At 42.0% G+C, this 23,231-nt stretch carries 18 protein-coding genes; 8 read left to right on the forward strand and 10 right to left on the reverse strand.

All coding sequences use genetic code 11. The features are described from left to right. Positions 1-25: 25 nt before the first annotated feature. On the reverse strand, positions 26-1,546 hold the full coding sequence (locus tag IJ00_RS12580) for an efflux RND transporter periplasmic adaptor subunit (protein WP_035153562.1): 1,521 nt from the start codon (positions 1,544-1,546) through the stop codon (positions 26-28). Positions 1,547-2,040: 494 nt separating this feature from the next. Here IJ00_RS12580 and IJ00_RS12585 point away from each other — a divergent pair, with 494 nt between their 5' ends. Further along, positions 2,041-2,910 carry a tetratricopeptide repeat protein gene (locus tag IJ00_RS12585; RefSeq protein WP_035153564.1) on the forward strand — a complete coding sequence of 290 codons (870 nt, stop codon included), beginning with the start codon at positions 2,041-2,043 and terminating at the stop codon, positions 2,908-2,910. 452 nt (positions 2,911-3,362) lie between these two features. Here the strand turns inward: IJ00_RS12585 and IJ00_RS12590 are convergent, their stop codons facing one another. Beyond that, positions 3,363-3,758 (reverse strand): response regulator, encoded by a 396-nt coding sequence (locus tag IJ00_RS12590; RefSeq protein ID WP_035153565.1) that lies wholly within the window; start codon positions 3,756-3,758, stop codon positions 3,363-3,365. A gap of 290 nt (positions 3,759-4,048) precedes the next feature. On the opposite strand from IJ00_RS12590, the gene gyrA reads away from it, so the two are divergent. The 3 genes from gyrA to IJ00_RS12605 are packed head-to-tail and all read left to right on the forward strand — an operon-like array spanning position 4,049 to position 8,363. Beyond that, positions 4,049-6,559: a DNA gyrase subunit A gene (gene gyrA / locus IJ00_RS12595; RefSeq protein WP_035153567.1), complete on the forward strand. Its 2,511-nt coding sequence runs from the start codon at positions 4,049-4,051 to the stop codon at positions 6,557-6,559. 43 nt (positions 6,560-6,602) lie between these two features. Beyond that, the gene (locus IJ00_RS12600; RefSeq protein WP_035153568.1) at positions 6,603-7,472 is read left to right on the forward strand and encodes an MBL fold metallo-hydrolase; all 870 of its coding nucleotides are present in this window, start codon (positions 6,603-6,605) and stop codon (positions 7,470-7,472) included. A gap of 48 nt (positions 7,473-7,520) precedes the next feature. Further along, positions 7,521-8,363 carry a class I SAM-dependent methyltransferase gene (locus IJ00_RS12605; RefSeq protein WP_035153569.1) on the forward strand — a complete coding sequence of 281 codons (843 nt, stop codon included), beginning with the start codon at positions 7,521-7,523 and terminating at the stop codon, positions 8,361-8,363. Between the two features lie 185 nt (positions 8,364-8,548). Here the strand turns inward: IJ00_RS12605 and IJ00_RS12610 are convergent, their stop codons facing one another. The 3 genes from IJ00_RS12610 to IJ00_RS29000 all read right to left on the reverse strand — a co-directional run bounded on the left by IJ00_RS12610 (position 8,549) and on the right by IJ00_RS29000 (position 10,254). Beyond that, positions 8,549-8,737: a hypothetical protein gene (locus tag IJ00_RS12610; RefSeq protein ID WP_035153570.1), complete on the reverse strand. Its 189-nt coding sequence runs from the start codon at positions 8,735-8,737 to the stop codon at positions 8,549-8,551. 100 nt (positions 8,738-8,837) lie between these two features. After that, the gene (locus tag IJ00_RS12615; RefSeq protein WP_035153572.1) at positions 8,838-9,905 is read right to left on the reverse strand and encodes a glycosyltransferase family 4 protein; all 1,068 of its coding nucleotides are present in this window, start codon (positions 9,903-9,905) and stop codon (positions 8,838-8,840) included. A 211-nt stretch (positions 9,906-10,116) separates the two neighbouring features. Then, the gene (locus IJ00_RS29000; RefSeq protein ID WP_168163468.1) at positions 10,117-10,254 is read right to left on the reverse strand and encodes a hypothetical protein; all 138 of its coding nucleotides are present in this window, start codon (positions 10,252-10,254) and stop codon (positions 10,117-10,119) included. A gap of 326 nt (positions 10,255-10,580) precedes the next feature. Between IJ00_RS29000 and xth the strand changes: the two genes are divergently transcribed. After that, positions 10,581-11,363: an exodeoxyribonuclease III gene (gene xth / locus IJ00_RS12620; protein WP_035153573.1), complete on the forward strand. Its 783-nt coding sequence runs from the start codon at positions 10,581-10,583 to the stop codon at positions 11,361-11,363. Between the two features lie 30 nt (positions 11,364-11,393). Here the strand turns inward: xth and IJ00_RS27125 are convergent, their stop codons facing one another. The 4 genes from IJ00_RS27125 to IJ00_RS12640 form a co-directional block, all read right to left on the reverse strand. Then, entirely contained in the window at positions 11,394-12,419 is a 1,026-nt protein-coding gene (locus IJ00_RS27125) for a hypothetical protein (RefSeq protein WP_052754454.1), read from the reverse strand. A 162-nt stretch (positions 12,420-12,581) separates the two neighbouring features. Then, entirely contained in the window at positions 12,582-13,697 is a 1,116-nt protein-coding gene (locus IJ00_RS12630) for an LptF/LptG family permease (RefSeq protein ID WP_035158969.1), read from the reverse strand. A 54-nt stretch (positions 13,698-13,751) separates the two neighbouring features. Then, entirely contained in the window at positions 13,752-14,483 is a 732-nt protein-coding gene (gene lptB / locus IJ00_RS12635; protein ID WP_035153575.1) for an LPS export ABC transporter ATP-binding protein, read from the reverse strand. A 150-nt stretch (positions 14,484-14,633) separates the two neighbouring features. Further along, positions 14,634-15,128, reverse strand: coding sequence for an LptA/OstA family protein (locus IJ00_RS12640; protein WP_035153577.1), 495 nt, complete (start codon positions 15,126-15,128; stop codon positions 14,634-14,636). Between the two features lie 337 nt (positions 15,129-15,465). Between IJ00_RS12640 and IJ00_RS12645 the strand changes: the two genes are divergently transcribed. From IJ00_RS12645 to IJ00_RS12655, 3 genes are all read left to right on the forward strand, one after another. Beyond that, on the forward strand, positions 15,466-16,410 hold the full coding sequence (locus IJ00_RS12645; protein ID WP_035153579.1) for an undecaprenyl-diphosphate phosphatase: 945 nt from the start codon (positions 15,466-15,468) through the stop codon (positions 16,408-16,410). Positions 16,411-16,495: 85 nt separating this feature from the next. Then, positions 16,496-17,818 carry a TIGR03279 family radical SAM protein gene (locus IJ00_RS12650; protein ID WP_035153581.1) on the forward strand — a complete coding sequence of 441 codons (1,323 nt, stop codon included), beginning with the start codon at positions 16,496-16,498 and terminating at the stop codon, positions 17,816-17,818. A gap of 118 nt (positions 17,819-17,936) precedes the next feature. Continuing rightward, on the forward strand, positions 17,937-20,678 hold the full coding sequence (locus tag IJ00_RS12655) for a family 10 glycosylhydrolase (protein WP_035158971.1): 2,742 nt from the start codon (positions 17,937-17,939) through the stop codon (positions 20,676-20,678). Between the two features lie 7 nt (positions 20,679-20,685). Here the strand turns inward: IJ00_RS12655 and IJ00_RS12660 are convergent, their stop codons facing one another. After that, positions 20,686-22,887, reverse strand: a complete 2,202-nt coding sequence (locus tag IJ00_RS12660) for a CHASE2 domain-containing protein (RefSeq protein ID WP_035153582.1) — start codon at positions 22,885-22,887, stop codon at positions 20,686-20,688. Positions 22,888-23,231: the final 344 nt, after the last annotated feature.

A 23,231-nucleotide genomic window follows, 5' to 3' on the forward strand; every position in this document is an offset into this window, starting at 1 on the left:
CCACCCAGAGAAAAATCAAACTAGATTAATTGCGAGAGCGTCGGGAAGAGCCAGAAAACATACTCCGTGGTTGGGATTCTGGACGTTCACCCTGAGGAAAACTCAATAACACCTTCTCATTACCTTTTAAACCAGAACGTACCTCCGTCTTGTTGTTCACAGTCACCCCAGTTTCAATTCGTGTAAAAACAGGTTTATTTTCTGCCCCCATCACAAACACACCCGTTCCCCTCTGTCGTCTCACAACTGCGGCAGTAGGAACAACGATCGCGTTATTTAAATTACCGACCTGGAATTCCGTCGAAACATTCATCCCAGAGCGGAGAATTTGCTCTGCTTCCGGCTCCAAAGTCACTTTCACCTCAAAACTAGTGACATTCTGCTCTACCGATGCCTGGGCAGCAATCTGGGAAACCTTCCCTGTAAAGGTTTTTCGGGGGAACGCATCAGCCCGAATCAGTACCTTTTGCCCTAAGCTCACCTTAGAAATACTAGCCTCAGCTAAGTTGGCAACAACCTGATTTGTGGAAGCTAGGGATAAAACAGAGGAGGAAACCGCCGAAGATACGGAACTAGCAGAAGTCGTTGGTGTCACAAATGCTCCTGGATCGGCATATTTTTTGACTACCACACTCTCAAAGGGGGCACGGATAATAGTGTCATTGATTTGCGCTTGAATACTTTGTAGAGAACCACGGGCAGACATTACCTGAGCGCGGGCAGCATTAATTTCTTCTCTGCGGGTTCCTGCCTTCAGCAGGGCAACCACAGATTCTTGCTGACTAACTCTTGCCCTGGCTTGTTGAATATCCTCTGTGCGTGAACCTGCTTGTTGTAATCCCAGAGCCGCTTTGGCTTCATTCACCTGAGCCTGAGCATTATCTTTGTCAGCCCGTTTCTGGTTGACAGTTTGTAGAGAAACAGCCCCTGCTTGGTATAAATTTTGCTGACGCAGCAAATCATCTGATGCTTTGCTCAGGGTTGCCTCGGCTGCTTTGACTCTGGCTTCCGCTTGGGCAATATCCTGGGAACGGTTCCCCGCTTGTACTTTCCGTAAGTTAGCTTGGGCTTCTGCTAACTGTGCTTCTGCTTGGGCAATATCTTGGGGACGATTTCCCGCTTCTAATTTTTGCAGATTTGCTTCTGCCTGGGCTAATTGTCCCTTGGCTTGGGTGAGTTGCCCTTGAAGATTACTATTATCCATATAGGCAAGAATTTGCCCCTGTTTAACCCTGTCTCCTTCCTTGACAAGTAATTTTCTCAGGATTCCGGAAGTTTTGGGACTGACATTAATGGAGCGTTCTGGCTTCACTGAGCCATTAGCAGTGATTGTGATGGGTAGACTCTGCCGCTCTACTGCAACTGTCAGCGATTGACTGCTGGCTTTTTGAGTAGGGTTAATGACTAATAAACGATAGGCAAGAAAACCACCTCCACCCAACATCAAAGCCATGAGCAACCAAATTAACCAGCTAGCTGTTTTTTTGCGTTTGGGAACTGATGGTAAGGCTGTGGAATCTACTGCTTCTGTTGTATTAAAAGTCATCTACCCCCCTATTCATAGATTAAGAAAGGCTACCAAGTTGATTCTGCAAGGATTTGATTTGAGGTTTGGTAGCCAAAGCTTGATAATTTTTGTATGGACACAATGTTATCCTGACTAACGTATCCTACTATGTCGATACATGAACAGGAATTAGGTCTGGTTTTAGGCGCTACATTCATGGATAAGGTGGCAAAGGTAGGAAGCAAAACAACCCTAGAGTAACTTTTCATGGTTGTATTCTCTAGATAATTGCCAATTTTTACCTCTGCTCGCTTCCTCTCAGCCTACATTGTCCTGGTTTTTGTGGGTGATGACATGAAGCTAAAGTCACAAAATTTCCATGACTAAAGTCATGTTTTTCGTGTGTGCGACTACAAAATTATGGGTGAAATTTCTTGGCGATCGCTCAGGTAACGCTAACAAGTGACCACTATTCACTGAGATCGTTTAAGCTAGCTGAAAGATTCTTTGATTTGTGGTTAAGAGGCGGAACAGTGCCGAAACACGTAGGTTTAATTTCTTTTTTGCTCGCCTGTAGTTTATGTAGTCTGCCGAAAGCAGCTAATGCACAGGCTTTAGTTCCCCATACTTTACAACTGGATACTGCCAAATTAGAGCAGCAGGGTTTAAGTTTGGCACAGGAAGCTGCCCAGTTGGCACAGTTTCAACAGGTAGAGCTAGCAATGCCTAGGGCGCGTTTGGCTGCCCAACTAGCACCGAAAAGTGACAAGGTATGGTTTCTTTTGGGTGGTTTGTACTTGCAAACCAAGGATATCAACAAGGCGATCGCGTCTTTAAATAAAGCAAATTCCCTCAATCCCCAAAATGCTGATGTCTTGTTTGCCTTGGGTTCTGCCCATTTTCAACAGAAAAAATATCAAGCTGCTGCGGGTTATTTTCAATCGGGGTTAAAGTTAAAACCGAATGACTCGGAAGGGTTGTTTGATTTGGGTAACGCCTACTTTATGCTCAATAAATTACCAGAGGCGATCGCCCAGTATGACAAAGCTGTTGTTCAGGATAAAAAGTTTTGGCCCGCAATTAATAATATCGGCTTGATTAAATACGAACAGGGTGACAAAGCTGCTGCGATCAAACAGTGGCAAGCTGCTGTCGCAATCGATAAAAAAGCGGCAGAACCATTACTTGCCCTTGCTGTAGCCTTATACAACAAAGGCGATCAACAACAGGGTTTAGCTATGGGAGAAACTGCCCTACGTATTGATGGACGTTACGGAGATTTAGATTTCTTAAAAGAAAATCTCTGGGGCGATCGCCTATTAGCCGAAACCAAAAAATTCCTGGAATTACCTCGCATTCAAGCTGCTTTACAGCAAAAAGAATCCCCTGCTCCCAAACAATAGGCTTAAGAGCTAGAAGGTAAGGGGGAAGAGTGTTTTTCTACAATTTAAACCTGTTCCCTATTACCATTCTCCAATACCCTCTTGCCTTAATTCTCTTCTAGTAGTACATATATATTATACAAAATGGTACAACTTTAGACCTCGGATAACCCTAGATAGGGCGATCGCCTAGGTAAAATTTGTAGCCATTGCCAATAGTTCTAGTAAACACAAAAATGATTGTGGACTTAGGAGTCAGGGTAAAAACTACCAAGCTGCAAAAATCCCTACAGCAAAACTTGTCGGGGAAAATTCACACCATAAAAAACAAACCCCTAAGCATCGTTAGGGGCAGACCATAGGGTGAATATACTATTGCGGTAGTAGCAAAAAGTATATCTATTCTTGAAAAAATACAGAAACTAGGGATTATTTACCCGTATATTCAATCCCTAAAATCTAGTAATTACAACCTATTGAGGCAAGAGTGACATAATTTGATCAACAAACTTTTGATGGTCAACTACGGGTTTAGAGATGTAGCCATCAGCACCACTTTGTTTCAGAAAGTTTTCGCGATCGCCTTCCATCGCGTGTGCTGTCACCAAAATAATTGGTAGGCTAGAAGTCTGTGGATCCGCTTTCAACATTTGTGTAATTTTGATACCATCAACAGACTTACCTTGATACACACTGCGAGACAGAGAAACATCCATCAAAATGATGTCAGCTTCCCTAGCCTGGGCGATTTTCATCACTTCTTCCACATTTTCGGTGTGTTTAACTTCTAAACCACCACGCTTGGTCAAAATTTTAGAAAAAACACGAGCGTTAATCAGATCGTCTTCGACAATCAAAACAGTTTTCATGAGAACTTAGTTTAAAACAATGAGCGGTAATGTGTAACTGGTAATTGATAGATACTAAATAGCTAATAGCCCATTGTATATCCGATTACTCATTACCCATCAGCCTGTGACCCCTAACTTCTTATCAAGTTATCAACTATGTATCCTAATTATCAAGGACAATCCTATATCTGTAAGCTCCCATGACCATCAATATTTTGTCATCAAGGGCGTTATATCCGTTATGCTGTGGTTGCAACAGTGTTTATTGACAACAAAATTGGCGTAGTTCATTTTCAGGGAAAAAACTCATGGCAAAACAGTTAAACCTTCTCTCTACGGGACAGGTCATTCCCACAGCCTTGCATACGGAAATGCAAAGGTCATACCTAGAGTATGCCATGAGTGTCATCGTTGGGCGGGCATTACCAGATGTGCGTGATGGCTTAAAACCAGTCCATAGGAGGATTCTTTATGCCATGCATGAACTGGGTTTAACCCCCGATCGCCCCTATCGGAAATGTGCTCGTGTGGTGGGTGATGTCCTTGGTAAATACCATCCCCATGGAGACCAGGCAGTGTATGATGCCTTGGTGCGCTTAGTACAGGTATTTTCTAGTCGTTATCCCCTGTTGGCAGGACATGGCAACTTTGGGAGTGTGGATAATGACCCCCCGGCGGCGATGCGCTATACAGAGACACGTCTTGCTTCCGTCAGCCATGAGGGGATGTTGGCAGAAATTGGTGAAGAAACGGTGGAATTTATCGGAAACTTCGATAATTCCCAGCAGGAACCCACGGTTCTACCAGCTCAGTTACCCTTTTTATTACTTAACGGTTGCGCGGGAATTGCCGTGGGAATGGCAACCAATATCCCTCCCCATAACCTAGGGGAAATTGTCGATGGGTTAATTGCCCTAATTGATAATCCAGAATTATCTGATGCAAAATTATTTGAGTTAATTCCTGCCCCAGATTTTCCCACGGGGGGAGAGCTTGTCGGCAATGCCGGGATTCGGGAAGCTTACACCACGGGTAGGGGAAGCATTGTGCTGCGGGGTGTTGCCCAGGTGGAAGAAGTACCTGCGACTCGTGGCAGTAAGCGCCGTACAGCGATTATTATTACGGAATTACCCTACCAAGTGAATAAGGCTGGTTGGATTGAAAAAGTTGCCGAATTAGTCAATCAAGGACGCTTACAGGGTATTTCCGATTTGCGCGATGAGAGCGATCGCGAAGGGATGCGAGTAGTTATTGAACTCAAGCGCGATACCAACCCCCAGGAAGTTCTCCAACACCTCTATCACCAAACAGCCCTACAAACCAACTTTGGGGCGATTCTCCTTGCCCTTGTCGATGGACAGCCGCGACAATTAAGCCTACGACAATTATTACTGGAGTTTCTCAAATTCCGAGAACACACCCTGAACCGTCGCTACAGCTACGAATTAGGTAAGGCAGAAAGCCGTCTCCATCTCGTGCAAGGATTACTCCAAGCCTTAATAAATCTTGATGATGTCATCGAAATTTTACGCCATGCTGCCGATGGTAGTACAGCAAAAGTTAGCCTCCAAAGTCGCCTCGATTTAACAGAAGTACAAGCTGATGCAATTCTGGCGATGCCTTTACGTCGTCTCACTAGTTTAGAAGTTCAGAATCTCCAACAGGAAAATCAGGAATTACAAGAGCGAATCGCCACGTTACATAACCTACTAGATGACCGTCGGGAATTACTGAAGGCTTTAAAAAAAGACCTGCGAACTCTCAAACGAAAGTATGGAGATGAACGCCGCACCAAGCTCGTCCAAGAACTGAAAAATACCGTCACGGAAGAATCCAAGGGAAAAAGAGAAGAAGACGGCGACAGCAAATCTAAAAGCTTGTATGCCAAACCTGAAGTTCCTGCGGAAGATGTAGTTTTAGAGTTTACCTATCGTGGCTACGTGCGCCGCTTCCCCCTTAATGGCAAGAAAAGCAAAACTGATAACGGTATTGCGGAAAACGATTTTCTCATCCAAACCACAGGTACAGATACAGAGAAAGATTTACTGATTCTCACAAATGGTGGCAAGGTTTACCCCATCGGAGTGGGAGAAATTTCCCCCACCACAGGTAGAGTACCTAGGGGAACACCCTTAATTACCCTGCTAACTAATACCGCTCAAGCAGCGACAGAAGGGGTAATTCGACGATTTGTCTTGCCAGAAAATCCCGAAACCGCAGAAATGCTCTTAGTCACCAAACAGGGAAGAATCAAGCGTTTATCTATGACGGAGTTGACTAATTTTAGTCGCCGTGGGATTACTATCCTCAAGCTCAAGGATGACGATGAGTTGTTATTAGCAGAATTCTGTGCAGCAGGAGAACAGGTAGTCATCGCCGGTTCAGGTGGTCGTCTACTGCGGTTTAAAATAGATGATGAAAACCTGCCTATAATGGGGCGAGCTGCCATGGGTTTACAAGCACTACGTCTGCGAGTCAATGAGGCGATCGCTGGTTGTATAACCGTTGCTAAGGATAATGACGTATTAATATTTACTCAGCTAGGATACGCGAAACGCTTGCCAGTTAACAGTTTACGCCTTGGTAAACGTGGCGATATCGGTATCCAAAGTTGTAAATTTACAGATAAATCCGATTCCCTTGCCGGAATGTTAACAGTCACACCGGGCAAAGAAGTGGCATTAATCACCAATAATCAACGCATTATCCGCTTAGGTGCAGATACTATCACTGCCTTGGGGCGAGATGGTACAGGTGAAAAAGTACTCCAACTCAACCGTGATGAAAGAGTAATTCATGTTGTAGAGGCAATGATTTGATGGTAATTACCTATTACCTATTCCCCATTACCCAATAAAACCTATGGCTAATGTGAATTTGCGTCGCTCACACAACATAGAAGGCGATTTCTATGTCGATTCTTCCTGTATTGATTGTGATACCTGTCGGTGGATGGCACCCCAAATCTTTACGCAAATTGACGAACAATCGGCAGTCTACCATCAACCAGATAATACCCAAGAAAGATTAGCTGCACTGCAAGCATTATTATCATGCCCCACAGCTTCTATTGGTACCCTATCCAAACCCCAAGATATTAAAAATGCCCAGGAAACTTTCCCTATACCAATAGAAAATGATGTTTATCACTGTGGCTATCATTCAGAAAAATCCTACGCCGCAGCGAGTTATTTTCTCCAAGAAGGTAATATTTTAGTTGATTCTCCCCGGTTTACACCTCCCTTGGTGCAGCGCTTAGAAAAACTAGGGGGAGTGAAATATATGTATCTTACCCATAGGGATGATATTGCCGATCATCAGAAATTTGCTGAACATTTCCATTGTCAGAGAATCTTACATCAAGATGATATATCCACAAATACCCAAACTGTGGAAATTAAATTATCTGGCAAAGAGAATTTTTCCCTAACACCTGATAGTTTAATTATTCCTGTCCCTGGTCACAGTCGAGGACATAGTGTTTTACTATATAAAAATAAGTTTCTGTTTACTGGTGATCATCTTGCCTGGTCTAATAGTCAACAGCAATTAATAGCTTTTCGTGATTTTTGTTGGTATTCTTTCTCGGAACAAATTAAATCTATGAAAACCCTACTAAATTATAATTTTGAGTGGGTTTTACCTGGTCATGGTAGGCGATATCATGCCGATAGAGAAACAATGAAACAACAGCTAATAAAATGTATTCAGTGGATGGAATCATTGGAATAATTCATCACCCTAGTATCACAATATTGTTGTTAAAATTTTGTGAGAAATATGAGAGGTGAAAAATTGAATTTAAATCCCTATAAGCAACAAATTGCAGATATTTATAATCGCAGAAGTCACAACTACGACGATAGTCCATGGCATACAACCATCACTCAGCGTCTGATTGTAGATGCACAAATAGAAGTGGGACAAACTGTTTTAGATATCGCTACAGGAACAGGTCAATTAGCAATTCAAGTGTCTGAGATTGTTGGTTCTACTGGCAAGGTTGTTGGGGTAGATATTTCCCCAGGAATGATGGAAAAAGCAAGTGCAAAAATCTCAGAGATGGGAGTCAAAAATATAGAGTTAATCATAGCTGATGCGGAATTTCTCGATTTTCCTGATAACAGTTTTGACAGGATTTTATGCTCTAATGCTTTTCCTTGGATGGCAAATAAACAAGGAACTCTTGCCCTCTGGTATAAATTGCTGAAACCCGGCGGTATTATCGGTATGAACACACCCACGGCAACAGCTTTTACTGCCGATGTAGTGTTTCAAGAAATTCTTGATAAGAATAATATTCAATTGAACCGGATTAATTCTATTAATACAAAGCCATTAATCCAAGACTTGCTGGCAGAAACTGGGTTGGAATTATTGAAAATTGATACTGAACAATATGGTAAATATACAACTCTAGAACAGGCAAAGCAAGTATGGCAGCTTATTTATCCATCATCAGAAACATCATTTTATCCGTTGTCACAAATTCCCAGCCAAAAATTAGCGCCAATGCAAGCTGAGTTTGATAAAAAGATAGAGAAATTAGTTACAGAACAGGGAATTTGGAATGAAGGAACTTACTTTTTTATCTATGGTCGTAAACCGATAAATACTCTATAATTTCTAAAATTCTTTAAAATTCTATTTTTATAGGTGATTGGGAGTTCTGCTCCCAACCAATTTCAGCTATCATGACGGTAAAAGTCTGCCAGCTAACATTTGCAATGCTGTTCTAGTGTTTCCAGGTGTTGTTGTCAGCATATTCTTTTTAACTGGCTATGAATAATTCAGACAATATTGACATCTCAAGAATCACTGTTTGATTGAGCCATTGCTGGGCGATAAATAGTTTCTACAGTGGCTAAACGAGTCGCAATTAGTGGCTGTACTTCTTGACGACAAGATTGGCATAACCAATAAATTTGACCGTGACGCACATGACGTAATAGGAGGGTACTACCGCAACAGGGACAATTATTAACTCTCATACTCATCTTCCCGTCCTCCTGAAAAAAAGGTGATATTTATAGATATTGGACTGAAGCCAAAAATGATTTAGTTATGACTCAGCCCAATACCGCCTAAAGCAATCAATTAAATTTGGATTTTGGCGGCATGAATTCGCCCATTGGCATTCATACGTTCTTGGATAATTTGTTCATAAACCCCAACATAGCCATTCACCATTTGGGTGACACTAAAGTTGTTTTCTACATGTTGGCGACAGTTTTGGCGATTTAACTTCAGTGCTGCGGATATCATTTCTGCCATTTGCGCGTAATCGTTGCAAATATAACCAGAAATTCCCTGGGCAACTACTTCGGGAACGGAACCCATCGCCGTGGCTAGTACGGGTGTACCTGTTGCCATGGATTCAATCATGACTAAACCAAAGGGTTCTTCCCAGGTGATGGGGAAAAGGGTGACTGATGCATTCCCCAGAAGCTGAGCTTTTTCGCTGTGGTTCACTTCACCGAGGTAGTGAATTTGCTTGCCATCAATGTGAGGAGCAATTTCTTGTTCAAAGAATTTAGCGTCTACAGTGTCAACCTTACCTGCCATTTTCAATTGCCAGCCAGTTTTTTTGGCTATAGCGATCGCGTGGTGAGGTCCTTTCTCTGGGGAAAAGCGTCCTAGAAATGCTAAGTAAGGGGGTTGCTGGGGATGACTCACAAAAGGATAGTCTGCAACTTCGATACCGTTGTAAACTGTGTTCACATAGTTGAGATTTACGGTTCTTTGGGAGTCACTGATGCTGACGTAGGGTTGCTTATGGTGGTGAAGAAAGGCATTTTTGTTATCTGCGGTAAACCGACCATGTAAAGTATGAACTGTCGGTACTGAAACTAAACTCGCTAGAGATAATGCCGAAATTCCTACATGGGAATGGATGATATCGAATTCACTTGCTCGCTGATAGACTTGGCTGAGTTCTAGCATTTCATAAACGCTGTACTCTTTCACATCCGGGTCTAAGCGTAATGCGCGTGGGTATACTGCCTCTAATTTTGCCAAAGTTTGTGAATCACCAGAGGCAAACAAAGTGACATCATGACCTCGACGAACTAATTCATCAGTCAAGTGACTTACCACCAGTTCAATTCCTCCGTATGTGGGAGGGGGAACTCGTTCCCATAAAGGGGCTACTTGAGCGATTTTCATAAATTGTTTTGGTTCAGCAGATAGAACAGTCCAGAATTGGATGGACTTGATTTGGGTTTAGAGAATTTCTATTTACCCTCGTCAGAATTAAATTAACCTGACTAATTACCTAGATGGCAATTTCGGTTAACCGTACTTACAAATCTTCACCAAGCTATTTTTAATGTCAGCGATCGCGCTAATGCCCAAAGTACATAAGATAAGACCGATGCTAACAGGTTGTTCGGTTATCTGGAATTAAAGCTAATTCAATTTTCTCGAAATTTAGTAACTCTTTGGATGGCGATCGCCTGTTAATTAAGTCTCTCAAAACACTTATGGATAATGCTTTGGAAGAATGCACCATCATTTTTTCGAGTCTTTACTTCCCAGATATTTAATTAAATTAACTTTCAAAGCACATTATTTTGTCGTTTATTATTTTTTTAACATTTTCTTTATAAACTTCGGTTATCTAGACTATATTTCTAATATATAGACAATATAAAAAAATGACCATCTATCTGGGGGATCATAGAAAAGTAATATTTTAGTCATGAAAAAGACTAAAGCTTGGATTTTATGGAAAGACTGGTTTCTGTGACCAAGCATAGTCGGTGGAAAATAATGCCTTTTATGTGCATACAATACAATTCAGGGCAAATAGCCATTTAAACCGACCATTGACCTCTAGAAATGAAAATTGCTACTTGGAACGTCAACTCCATTCGTTCTCGCTTAGAACACGTTACAGATTGGTTGCAGCAAAATCCAGTTGATGTTTTGTGTTTGCAAGAAACTAAAGTCGTGGATGGAGATTTTCCGCGATCGCCCCTAGAAGAACTCGGCTACCATCTTTATATATCCGGTCAAAAATCCTACAATGGAGTTGCCCTAATTAGTCGCAAGCCCTTAGATAATGTTTCTGTTGGCTTCAGTAGTTTTTTAACAGATTTACCCCCAGAGTGGGATGAGCAAAAACGTGTAATTACAGGTGTGATAGATGGTACTCGCATTCTGAATCTGTATGTACCCAATGGCTCATCAGTCGATAGTGACAAATACGCATTTAAATTACAGTGGCTGAAAATCCTACGCCAATATCTAGAAACTTTACTGGTTTCTACTCCTCACATTTGTATGTGCGGTGACTTTAATATTGCCCTAGAAGATATTGATATTCACGAAAATGTCAAAATTGAAAACCACATCATGGCATCCCCACTGGAACGTCAAGCACTTCAATATATCCTCACCCTAGGTTTTGCTGATGCTTTCCGTAAATTCAACAGTGAAGGTGGCAATTTTAGCTGGTGGGATTATCGTACGGGTGGATTTCGTCGTAATCGAGGTTGGCGAATCGACCATCATTACCTGACACCAGACCTATACAATCAGGCAAGTAGCTGTGTAATTGATGTCGCACCCAGGAAATTAGAAAAACCCAGTGATCACACACCAGTGATTGTGGAGTTTTAGGAAAGATAAAAATTGCCTTGTGGAATTTTCCTAAGGATTAATCGGTGTGGATGTTGCAGGATAGGTGCTAGGAATTGTTGATTGGGTATTGGGGGGTGTTGTCTGTGGGGTTGTATTCAGGTTAGTTGGTTGGGGTAAATAGGGGTTATTTGGGGAAGTGGAAGTGTAGTTAGGATTATTAACGGGTTGATTATAGTTATTCGTACTAGTTGGAGAATTGTAAGTTGAGTTTGCACTATTACTCACCTGGGGATTATTGCTAGTATTGAAGTTAGATTGTTGAGTTTGATTGATGATACTGGAGTTACGAGAAGTTGTTTGGTTATTAAAGTTTGTGGAATATGGATTATTCAGATTATTAAAATTGCTGGAGTAGGGGTTAGTCGAATTACTAAAATTTGTCGAATATGAGTTGTTAGGTGAAAGATTGGGGATGGATGAACGAGATTCTGTAGAATTAGTTCTACCAAGAAAATCAAAATTAGAATTGTCTGACTTTGCCGACGTTGTTGTAGATGAGCTAGAGTTAGGATTAAAAGCATTAAAACCGGAAAATTTATTACTTCCAGAATAGCTATTCATTTTCAACAAATTTTCAGCTTCAGAAACAAAGGGATTATTGCTTTTTAAACTAGAATTATCTGTAATTGTCGGTGCTTCTGTAGTACTTTTTGCCTGTTGTTTTTTCGCTTCGTCTAGTAGGGTTTGACTGTCATCCTGCTTTTTTGCTTTCTCTGAAGGTTTATTTGTAGTATTTTCCAACTCTGCTTGCTCAGAGTCGAACTTCAGGATAGATAAATTATCAATATCTGCGGCGATCGCCTTCTCTTCTTCCGATAAATTCTTATCTGTTGCGTTTGTCTTATCTGTTGCTTGAGTTTTCTTTTCGGTAGTTTCTGGTTGACTGAATAAAAAACCAGGATTTTGCCAATATTCTCGAATTATCAATCCCAAGACAAGGAGGAAAATTGCTGTTCCCCACACACTAGGTTGTGCTAAAATCCATAACTTAGCTTGCAAAGAACGCCAAAAATTAGCAGGTTGATGCTGTGACATAGATATAGGTAAGAATAACAACATAAGCAGGAAAAGCTTGTTCTTATCCTAACCATTAACCAGATACAAGTCATTAGCTATCAGATAAAGATTGATAAAAAATTTACAGGTTAAATTAAGTATATAAATTATGTATACGGAATTACCCTGAGACAAAATTTTCTATCTTCTCGCTACTCTTACTAGCAAAAATAAGCCAATTGTTAAACCAATAATATTCGGCAACCATGCTGCTAGGTAAGAAGGAAGCATCCCCGCATCTCCTAGCTCTCGTGTAACACGTAGCAAGACATAGTAAGTGAAAATAACTAGGAGGCTAATCCCGAAACTTGCACCTCTCCCTGTACGTTGGGGTACCGTTCCTACGGTTGCTCCCACCAAACCACAAACAACGCAAGCAAAGGGTAAGGCAATCTTTTGTTGAATACGGACTTTCAGCTTACGGATTTTTTGTGCATTACCGCTCAAACGTTCTAATTCTAACTGTTCCATCGCTTGAGCAATATTCATTTCCTCATAGTCACGACTATTTTGGGCAACATTTAAAGGTGTACGGGGGAGACGTAATTGTTGATGTTGAAAACGGAGAATATTGCGATAGGAACGGTCAGGAGCGACTAAATAAATAGTACCGTTATAAAAATCCCAAACGTTTTGACTAGCATTCCATTCTCCAGATTCCGAGACGACAATTTGACTTAATCCTGATTGGGAACGGTCAATAATTGTCAATCCTGTCATCTGTTTCCCATTAAATTTATCTGCATAAAATAAACGGGTGAGAATCTTTTCTTTCGTTCCATCTGGTTGCTGAATATCACGATATTCCGGATAAACAATATTCTCCCTTTTAAATGTAGGTTTATCCGATTTTAAGGCACGTTCTAGGGTTGCAGTTGCTTCATAATTAGCCGCAGGAACAATTTGCTCATTAAAAATAAAAGTTATACCAGTAATCAGAAAACTCAGCATCACCGCTGTCATTACCATGCGGTAGACACTCACACCACAACCTCGCAGAGCAATCAGTTCGCTTTCACTAGACAAACGACTGTAAGTCATCAAGGTTGCCAGGAGGGTTGACATGGGAAAAGAAAGCACGACAAAATTAGGTAATTTCAGGGCAATTACCTTAAATGCAATAGTAATTGGTAGTCCTGTCTCTACCAGTTTTCGCATTAATTCAAAGAGACTATCAATCGCTAGTACCAGAGAAGCGAAAGCACCAACACCAAATAAAAATGGTGGCAGTAATTCGCTAATTAAATAGCGATCCATAATGGAAAAAGGCAAGAGCGATCGCAGTGTGTAAAAAGACTTGACTTTGGTCATTTAAACCTGAAAATTGTCTCCTAGATAGTATTGTCGTACTAAAGGGTTATTGTACAGTTGTTCGGCTGTACCGGAGGCAAGGATTTGACCCTCACGCATAATATAAGCACGGTCAGTAATCGCTAAGGTTTCGCGGACATTGTGATCAGTGATTAAAATTCCCATGTGGCGATCGCGCAATTGAGCAACAATATGCTGAATTTCTGCAACCGCGATCGGGTCAACCCCTGCAAAGGGTTCATCTAACAATAAAAATTTTGGTCCTTCCTTTCCTGCTGCTAATGCTCTAGCTAACTCAGTCCGACGACGTTCTCCCCCAGAAAGCTGAATCCCTTTACTATTGGCAACGGATTCTAGGCGAAATTCCCGTAATAACGTATCTAATCTGACTGACCATTCCCATCGCGGCACACTAGTTTGTTCAAATACCAGTAAGATATTATCCCTAACTGTCAACTGCCTAAAAACACTTGCTTCCTGAGCTAAATATCCAATACCCAAACGTGCCCGTTTATGCATCGCGAGCCCTGTGATATCCTGACTATCTAGCCAAACTTTCCCCTTGTCTGGTTTTTCTAAACCTGTAGCAATATAAAAAGTAGTTGTCTTTCCTGCACCATTAGGTCCCAACAAACCGACAATTTCACCTTGAGCAACAGAAAGTTGTACGCGATTGACAATTACGCGCTTACCGTAGGATTTGTGGATATTGTCCAGGAAGATTTTTTTCATTGCAACAAGGATTGTGGGAGAGGGAGAAAGGGAGAAGGGTTAAGGAGGAAGCAGGAGAAGCAACACAGCAAATTGCCAGTATCTGAGTACCTGATATCAAAAATATGCTGGAGGTTTTCCCATCACCCATTACCCATCACCCATCACCCATTATCTATTTTTCAAATTTGGTGTTTTTGGTGCAGGGGATGTAATTGAGGTATTTGTACTACTATCGTTAACGATATAAATAGACTCAACTTGACGATTAGAGCGAGGTAAGGCAACAAAACGTCCTTCATCAATTAAGTATGTTACCCTTTCACCGCGAATGCTGTTACCACCCTGTTGGAGGATATAAACATCACCACTGAGAATTATCCGCCGTTCTTTGCTAAAGTATTGAGCTTGAGCAGCTGTGGCTTGGATTTGTCGAGAGGGGTAAGATAACTGGACATTTCCCCTAGCTGTGACTACCTGGGTTTTAGCATCATATTCTTGGACATCAGAGCGGATAGTCAGGGGACGATTAGGTGCGGCATTTTGGGCTGTAGCGGGTTGTAATTGGGTGGGAGTGGCGATCGCGGCAAAAATTGCCATCGGTAACATCCAACCCATACCCCAGGGCAATTTCTGTAAGGATTTTAAGTGATAAAAGGATTTCATAGTCATTTTGCCTGCGAGTTTCCCTTCGTATTTTAATTATCTATACAAGTTAGTCCAGATCAGCCATAAAACAATCTGGAATCTTCAGCTCAAGCTGCAACCAGCAAGGTAAAAAAATACAGCAGGTAGATTTTCCTGAATTCACTGCTGGTCAATGGTCACTGCTATCCCAGACGCAGTTTACATCATAATGGTTTCGCATAGTGAGACGGGCTGCTGCCATGGGATTTTGCCATTATTGCTTCCCATTAGTATGACTCTCTGCTCCCGGAAAAATGTACTCGACGGACGTAAAGGTGGATAATTCACTACAATTACGTATTTGCTGTTAGGTCAGATGATTTTATCAAAACGATTCTTGTACGTACTCTTAACTGCGGTGACAGCAGTCATTGTTGGATATCCCCATACTGCTTGGAGTCAAGCACCTACGGTGACACAAGGGGTACAGCAAATGAATATTTTCCAAGCTCTGGTGTTGGGTTTTATTCAAGGTGCAACGGAGTTTTTACCAATCAGTAGTACAGCGCACCTGAAAGTCATTCCTGTGATTTTGGGTTGGGGTGATCCAGGGGTGGCTTTTACTGCCATTATTCAACTCGGGAGTATTGTGGCAGTGATTTGGTACTTTTGGGGAGATTTGACAGGTATAGTCAAGGGTGCGATGGGAGAAGATTTAGAAGAACGTAATTTTAATCGTCGCTTAGGTTTAGGGATTATTTTAGGGACTCTTCCCATTGTATTTTTTGGACTGTTAATTAAAAAATTTATTCCTGATTTTGATAATTCTCCCATCCGTAGTATTGGTGCGATCGCCATTGCTTCCATTGTCATGTCTTTGTTACTGGGGTTAGCAGAAATTCTCGGTAAACGGCAACGGGATTTTAATAAACTGACAATGACAGATGGTATATTGATGGGTCTAGCACAATCAATGGCTTTAGTTCCCGGTGTTTCCCGTTCTGGTTCTACTCTCACCGCAGGTTTATTTATGGGGTTAAAACGAGAAACTGCTGCCAGATTCTCCTTTTTATTGGGAATTCCGGCAATTACCCTTGCGGGGTTAGTGGAATTAAAAGATGTCTTAGGAAATATCACCTCAGGAGAAATTCTGCCTTTGGTTGTGGGAGTAGTTTCAGCCGGAATATTTTCTTACATAGCGATCGCGGGTTTACTGCGATTCCTCAAAACCCAAAGCAATTGGGTCTTCGTATGGTACAGATTAGCATTTGGGACAGCAATTTTAAGCGCGATCGCTGCCGGAATGTTGAAAAATAGTTAATAGGTAACTAGGTAATGGGTGATGGGTAAAAAACCCTTTTCCCTTTCTCCTATTTTTCCTTTCCCCCTTCCCCTTTTTCCCACCAATGAGTACTATCAATCCAGCTCGCATTACTAAAGTATTACCCGACTCTATCGCTGCGGAGATTGGTTTTGAAGTCGGGGACGCAATTATCACAATTAACGGTACTCGTCCCCGTGATTTAATCGATTATCAATTTCTCTGCGCAGATGAATTTCTGGAACTAGAGGTAATTGATACCAAGGGTAAAACCCATCAAGTGGAAATCGAAAAGGATTACGATGATGATTTAGGCTTAGAATTTGAGACGGCGTTATTTGATAACTTAATTCAGTGTAACAATCGCTGCCCCTTTTGTTTTATTGACCAACAACCCCCCGGCAAGCGTTCCAGTTTATATTACAAAGATGACGATTATCGTCTCAGCTTTCTCTACGGTTCCTATCTCACCCTCACCAATTTACCGGAACGGGAATGGCAACGGATTGAACAGATGCGTTTATCTCCCCTCTATGTTTCTGTTCATGCTACGGAACCCGATGTGAGAGTGAGATTATTAAAAAATCCCCGTGCTGCTCAAATCATCGAGCAAATCAAGTGGTTTCAGCAACGCAGACTGCAAATTCACGCACAAATTGTCGTCTGTCCCGGTATCAATGATGGCAAACATTTGGAACAAACTATCCGTGATTTAGCGTCATTCCACCGGGGTGATGTTCCTGCGGTTGCTTCCGTTGCTGTGGTTCCTGTGGGGTTAACCAAATTTCGTCCTACTGAAGATGAATTAATCCCCGTCACCTCAGAAAAAGCCAAGGAAGTAATTCAACAGGTGCGATCGCTACAACAGGAATTTTCTCAAAAAACGGGCACAAATTGTGTTTGGTTAGCCGATGAATGGTTTCTGATTGCCCAAATAGAATTACCTACAGAAAAAGAATATGCTGATTATCCTCAAATTGATAACGGAGTCGGTTCTATTCGCTTATTCCTCAAACAATTTGCCGATGCTGCACAAAGATTACTCCCAGCAAAAGTGACTCCCCGACAATTTACCTGGGTGGTAGGAAACGCAGTGGAAACAGCATTTCAACCCATCCTCAACAGATTGAATGCTGTCGAGGGATTACAAGTAAATATGTCTGCTCTATCCAGTGATTATTGGGGACAATCTATCAGTGTTACAGGTTTATTGACCGCCCATGATTTATTATTAAAATTGCAGGGGCAAGAATTCGGAGATGGCATTATTTTGCCAAGTGTAATGCTGAAATATGGCGAATCAATATTTTTAGATGATATAAGTATTGAGGAAGTTGCTCGGCAATTGAAAACCCGAATATTTACCGTGGCAGGGGTAGAGGAATTAATTAATACTTGTGTTGGTTAATTAATAGTTAAGAGCCAGTAGTCGATGATTAGCAGTGAAAATGCTGATACTACTGAATTTCTTTGTGCTTAATAAAATTACGAAATATTTATTATTAGTGGATACCGGGGAGTGGATAGTGACAGACAAGAACAATGCAGTCAATCTTCAGAAACTGAGGCAAATAACCTCTCAATTATTCAGGTATCAATTGCCGCTTATCCTATTTAATTGTTGTTTGACTTTACCAACAATTGCCGCAGAACCTGAAGCCGTTTTGAGCATTGTTCAAAGTTCAGAAAATGCCAATCAATGGTCAGGAATTATTAATCGTTTACAAGGTGCAAAAGTCAAGTATTGTGTAATACCTTTAGACGAAGTAAAAAATATGGCAGATTGGGGCGATCGCCCTGTTTTATTTTTACCTAATATTGAAAATTTATCTCCAACCCAGGCGATCGCCCTGGAAGAATGGATGAGTAAGGGAGGACGATTAATTGCTAGTGGTCCTGTAGGTAGTGTATCAGCCCCTGGAGTCAGGCAGTTATTGCGTAGTCTACTTGGTGGTTACTGGGGATTTAGCCTCGATAAAACTCAAACTCTGCAACCACCCAAAGATAAAACACCCCGATGGGCAAATAAAACCGAACTCTTCGGGAAGGTGCAAGGAGGTGTAGTAATTAATGATAGTAGCTCTGCCCAAACAGTTGCCGTATGGAATAATCAAAATAATCAAGTTGGTGTTTTAGCTACACCCCGTTCCACATTTTTTGGATGGCGTTGGGGCGTAGATACTGCCTCCAGTCCAGCATTAGATACTGCTTGGCTAGAAACAGCCTTAAAACGCCATGTAGAAAAAGATTCAATCAATATCAGTAAAATAGCTGAAGCTAATTCCAAGTGTTCCACCACAGTCACAGCCAAAAAAACCACACCTGGCGTACCTCGTAGTGCCAGAGATACCCGTAAAAATCCCCCCCTATCTTCCCCCACTTCCCCCCCCTTCGGCATTGCTGGCATTACCACAACCACCACAGCCACCACAGCCAAAACACCCCGCTCCGATGAGGCGATCGACCAATTAGAACAATCAGTCAAACTAGATGTTCTCCCCAACTCCCAAGCACCCATCAGCTACAGTGAGGCGATCGCCCTGCAAAGTGAACTCACCAACCTCATCGGTAGGGTAGAAAGTGCCCACCTTGCGGCAGCTGCTAATAACAATAAACCTCTCTACGCCCAACCACGACAAGCTCAATTTGCCTCAGTCAAATCTGGCGCACCCATCGGTACAGAACAGATACTCAACTCAGCTCGCGAAGTCGCCAAAAATCTTCCCCTGTGGGTACAGCAGCGCCAATATGCCCAAGCTCGTCAGCAATGGTTAGCAGCAAAATCAGCCCTCTGGCAACAGTTTCCCCTAGAAAGTCCCATCGCCCAGCCTGAAATTCGCGCTATGTGGCTCGACCGAGGGACAATTGTCAAAGCACGCAACGAAGCCGGACTCGCAAAAATCTTTGACAGACTAGCCCAAGCAGGCATCAACACCGTATTTTTTGAAACCCTCAACGCTAGCTACACCATTTATCCCAGCCAAGTTGCCCCCGAACAAAACCCCCTAATTCGCAACTGGGATCCCCTAGCCTCTGCCGTCAAACTTGCCCACGCACGAGGTATGGAATTACACGCTTGGGTATGGGTATTTGCCGCCGGGAACAATCGCCATAACGAAATTCTCAACATCGACAAAGATTACCCCGGTCCAGTACTAGCCAGAAACCCTGACTGGGCAGGCTTTGACAACCGTGGACAACGGATTCCCATCGGTCAAGGGAAACCCTTCTTCGACCCTGCTAACCCCCAAGTTCGCCAGTATTTAATCAATCTCTACACAGAAATTGTTACCCGTTACAACGTTGATGGTTTACAACTAGACTACATTCGCTACCCCTTCCAAGATGCCAGAGCCAACCGCACCTATGGCTATGGGAAAGCTGCCAGAGAGCAATTTCAGCAGCAGCATGGTGTGGATCCCATGACACTCAAACCCAGCCAAATTGACCTTTGGGAAAAATGGACAGATTTCCGCACCCAACAAGTAAATAGTTTTGTGGCTCAAGTTTCCCAGGATTTGAAACGTAAACGCCCCAATTTAATGCTTTCAGTAGCAGTATTTCCCCTCCAGGAACGGGAACGTATCCACAAGATTCAACAAAATTGGGAAGTCTGGGCAAGACGAGGGGATATAGATTTTATCGTCCCCATGACCTACGCTCAGGATACCGTCAGATTTGAAAGATTAGCTCAACCCTGGATTGCTTCTTCCCGTCTGGGGGCAACTCTTTTAGTTCCAGGTATCCGCTTACTTGCCCTACCGACAATCGGTGCTTTTGACCAAATCCAATTAGTGCGAGACTTACCGACAAGCGGTTATGCTCTGTTTGCCGCCGAAAATTTGGGTAAGGACTTATATACAGTATTTAGCAATACCCAGGGTAATCCTAGTTCCAGAAAAATTAAGGAACCCATCCCCCACCGTCAACCCTTCCAAACTGCGGCTATCCGCTATAGTGCCTTACAGCAGGAATGGAAACTTCTCCTCCAGAATGAGTCACAAAAGTTACCTGAAACCAGTCTGACAGAATTAAATTCCCAGGCAGAGAAATTACAAACAGCCTTAAATCGGTTAGCTGAAGCACCGAATGTGACTAAATTCGTGACAGCCAAAGCTTCCTTGAGTCGTTTCCAATCTCAGTTTCGGGTGTTGATGCGTCCCCAGATGACAACTAACTCCTATCAGGTGCGGGTTTGGGAAAATCGCCTCATCGCCATTGAAAAACTGTTGCGTTTTGGTGAAAGAGTCCTGTTAAGTCCGAAATAGTTCTATTTCAAGCAAATTCGTAGCGATTTTTACCCAGATTTTTCGCACGATACATGGCATTGTCAGCCTGTTTAATTAAAGTATCTTGGTTGTAGCTATTGATGGGGTAAATACTAATACCAATACTCGCAGAAACTCTAATTGTATTTCCGTCTAAAATTACTGGGTCAGTGATTGTATGCAGAATTTTTTCCGCAACTCTCGCTGCTACTTCAATTTCGGGAATAGTCCGTAAAATTACGGTAAATTCGTCACCTCCTAAGCGAGATACCGTATCACTACCGCGTAAGATGTTACTTAAACGTTGAGCGATCGTTACCAGTAGGCGATCGCCCATTTCATGTCCCAAGGTATCATTCACCTGTTTAAATCCATCTAAATCGATAAATAATAATCCTAGGAGTAGTTGATTATTCTTTGCCCACTCCAAAGATTCTTCTAGCTGTTCATGGAAATATTTGCGATTGGATAAACCTGTCAGGGTATCGTGGTAGGCAACATAACGCAGTTCATCTTCTTTGGACTTTAGCTCACTGTTAGAACGAAATAATTCCGTTGCCGTGGCTTTGAGTTCCTGTTCTAAGAGTTTGCGCTCAGTAATATCACGAATCACACCCACCAGAAAGCAGTTACCAGCAGCATCTTTATGTAGCGATCGCTTAGTGGCAATCAGAAAAGTTACCTTATCTGCATTCGTTAACTCTTCCTCATGCTCTTGGGATTTCTGACTACGAAATATTAACTCATCTTGCCACCAAAAAACCTCAGCTTCCTTCTCGCAAAATAAGTCATAATCTGACTTACCAATTAATTTTTCCTGGGGATAACCAATAAATTCACAAAAAGCCTCATTCACAATCATTAATTGATGTTTTTCATTCTTGACAAAAACTGGGTCAGCAATGGTATTAATAATCCCATCTAAAAATTGCTTGGAACGTTTGAGTTCTTCTTGGGTATGGGCAATATGAGAAGTAATTGTAATTACCGAACTAGCAAAAGCTAAAAAACCCGGCATCAGTGGTATCCACCAACCCAACAAAAAACTACCATAGGAACCACCTATCAAGAGAATAGCCACCAGGAAAATACCCAGGGAAATGTATCTTATCCGACGGATACGTGACCGGAGTACCGCACCTGCATAAGAGCAGACAAAAATCCACAAATATTCCCCTATATCAGACCAAACTCGCATTAGAGGTCTACCATCCAATGATGCGGAAATTAACTCAGCAACAAAATAAGCTTGTAGCTCCACTCCCCCCACCGGTTTTGCTGTCCCCATTAAGCGGCTAGAATAGGGAATCAGCACTAAATCCTGAAGACTAGGAGCAGTGGAACCAATTAAAACAACGCGATCGCGAATTAATTCACTAGGAACATTTCCTGCGAGGATATTCCGCATCGATACTTTAGAAAAACCATAATCTTGTTCTGCACAATCCGAACAGGCAGGTTTAGGAAAGTTAGAGACAATTTGATACCCACGATTATCAACTCCTACATAACCTCCGTCATGGGGTTGTAAACGTTGGAAAATCGCCTTTCCTAACTGAAGATATTCCGATTGAGATGATGCCCTTTGAGGTAAAATGTTTTCTTGTTTTAAATATAATTTTGCCAACTTCAAAGCAAAGCTTTCATGGAGCTGGTTGCCAAGATGCCAATACAATAAACTGCGTCTGACCTTACCATCGGCATCTAAAAGCAAATTATTAAAACCAACTTGTTTTTTTTCGCTTAACTCTGCTGGTGCTGCAACCCTCTTATCTGAATCCCCAGATAACAACTCAATACCAATCAGATTAGACATGGACTGATAGACAGCAGTTAACTCTTCATGACCTGGATCTGTCCTTAAATCACGATAAATGTCTAACCCAATCGCACGAGGCTGATATTGATTTAATTTTTGCAACAATTGGGCGATCGCAGCATCAGGCATAGGCCACGAACCAATTTGTCGTAAAGATGCCTCATCGATGGCAACAATGGTAACTCTGGCTTCCGGGGCTTCCATCGGTCGCCACTGAAAGAACTGGTCTAAAGCAGCCCATTCCAAAAACTGCAACAAACCCAGCAGCCGCAGCAAAATTAAACAGACTGCCACACCAGAACCTGTAATAAGTTCACGATTTTCCCATCTGAGAGACTGTCTGATTAAAGACAATAACTTTGTCAGATACTTGCCTGACCACTCACTCATTCCCATTACCTTTACTGGGAGAAATATATTCTATTAGACAACTACTTTCCCAAAAACAAATCATAAGCATGCAAAAATAGCATCAAGATTTGTAATACTTCGAGTCTCAGTTGCCACCACAAATTTCTGGCAGCCAGAAAAAATGAAAAAGCTTGTTAATCTTCTTTGTTTATCTGTCACCACCATTACTACTATAGAATTACTATTTGATTCTTAAGCATATCCTTGTGCTAGTGACAGGGTAGCAGAGCATTTACTAAAGGTTTTGTTATATTACAAACCTCGTTATAACACACCCTAAAATAGCTTTTGCTGATTCTGGTTCGGTAACTTTGCAAAACTAA

Origin of the sequence: Calothrix sp. 336/3, from assembly GCF_000734895.2 — a bacterium.
Lineage (GTDB): Bacteria > Cyanobacteriota > Cyanobacteriia > Cyanobacteriales > Nostocaceae > 336-3.

Coding starts and splice junctions, on each gene's coding strand:
- IJ00_RS12580 (WP_035153562.1), bottom strand. CDS start 1,546: ATGACTTTTAATACAACAGAAGCAGTAGATTCCACAGCCTTACCATCA.
- IJ00_RS12590 (WP_035153565.1), bottom strand. CDS start 3,758: ATGAAAACTGTTTTGATTGTCGAAGACGATCTGATTAACGCTCGTGTT.
- gyrA (WP_035153567.1), top strand. CDS start 4,049: ATGGCAAAACAGTTAAACCTTCTCTCTACGGGACAGGTCATTCCCACA.
- IJ00_RS12600 (WP_035153568.1), top strand. CDS start 6,603: ATGGCTAATGTGAATTTGCGTCGCTCACACAACATAGAAGGCGATTTC.
- IJ00_RS12605 (WP_035153569.1), top strand. CDS start 7,521: ATGAGAGGTGAAAAATTGAATTTAAATCCCTATAAGCAACAAATTGCA.
- IJ00_RS12610 (WP_035153570.1), bottom strand. CDS start 8,737: ATGAGTATGAGAGTTAATAATTGTCCCTGTTGCGGTAGTACCCTCCTA.
- IJ00_RS12615 (WP_035153572.1), bottom strand. CDS start 9,905: ATGAAAATCGCTCAAGTAGCCCCTTTATGGGAACGAGTTCCCCCTCCC.
- IJ00_RS29000 (WP_168163468.1), bottom strand. CDS start 10,254: ATGATGGTGCATTCTTCCAAAGCATTATCCATAAGTGTTTTGAGAGAC.
- xth (WP_035153573.1), top strand. CDS start 10,581: ATGAAAATTGCTACTTGGAACGTCAACTCCATTCGTTCTCGCTTAGAA.
- IJ00_RS27125 (WP_052754454.1), bottom strand. CDS start 12,419: ATGTCACAGCATCAACCTGCTAATTTTTGGCGTTCTTTGCAAGCTAAG.
- IJ00_RS12630 (WP_035158969.1), bottom strand. CDS start 13,697: ATGGATCGCTATTTAATTAGCGAATTACTGCCACCATTTTTATTTGGT.
- lptB (WP_035153575.1), bottom strand. CDS start 14,483: ATGAAAAAAATCTTCCTGGACAATATCCACAAATCCTACGGTAAGCGC.
- IJ00_RS12640 (WP_035153577.1), bottom strand. CDS start 15,128: ATGAAATCCTTTTATCACTTAAAATCCTTACAGAAATTGCCCTGGGGT.
- IJ00_RS12645 (WP_035153579.1), top strand. CDS start 15,466: ATGATTTTATCAAAACGATTCTTGTACGTACTCTTAACTGCGGTGACA.
- IJ00_RS12650 (WP_035153581.1), top strand. CDS start 16,496: ATGAGTACTATCAATCCAGCTCGCATTACTAAAGTATTACCCGACTCT.
- IJ00_RS12660 (WP_035153582.1), bottom strand. CDS start 22,887: ATGAGTGAGTGGTCAGGCAAGTATCTGACAAAGTTATTGTCTTTAATC.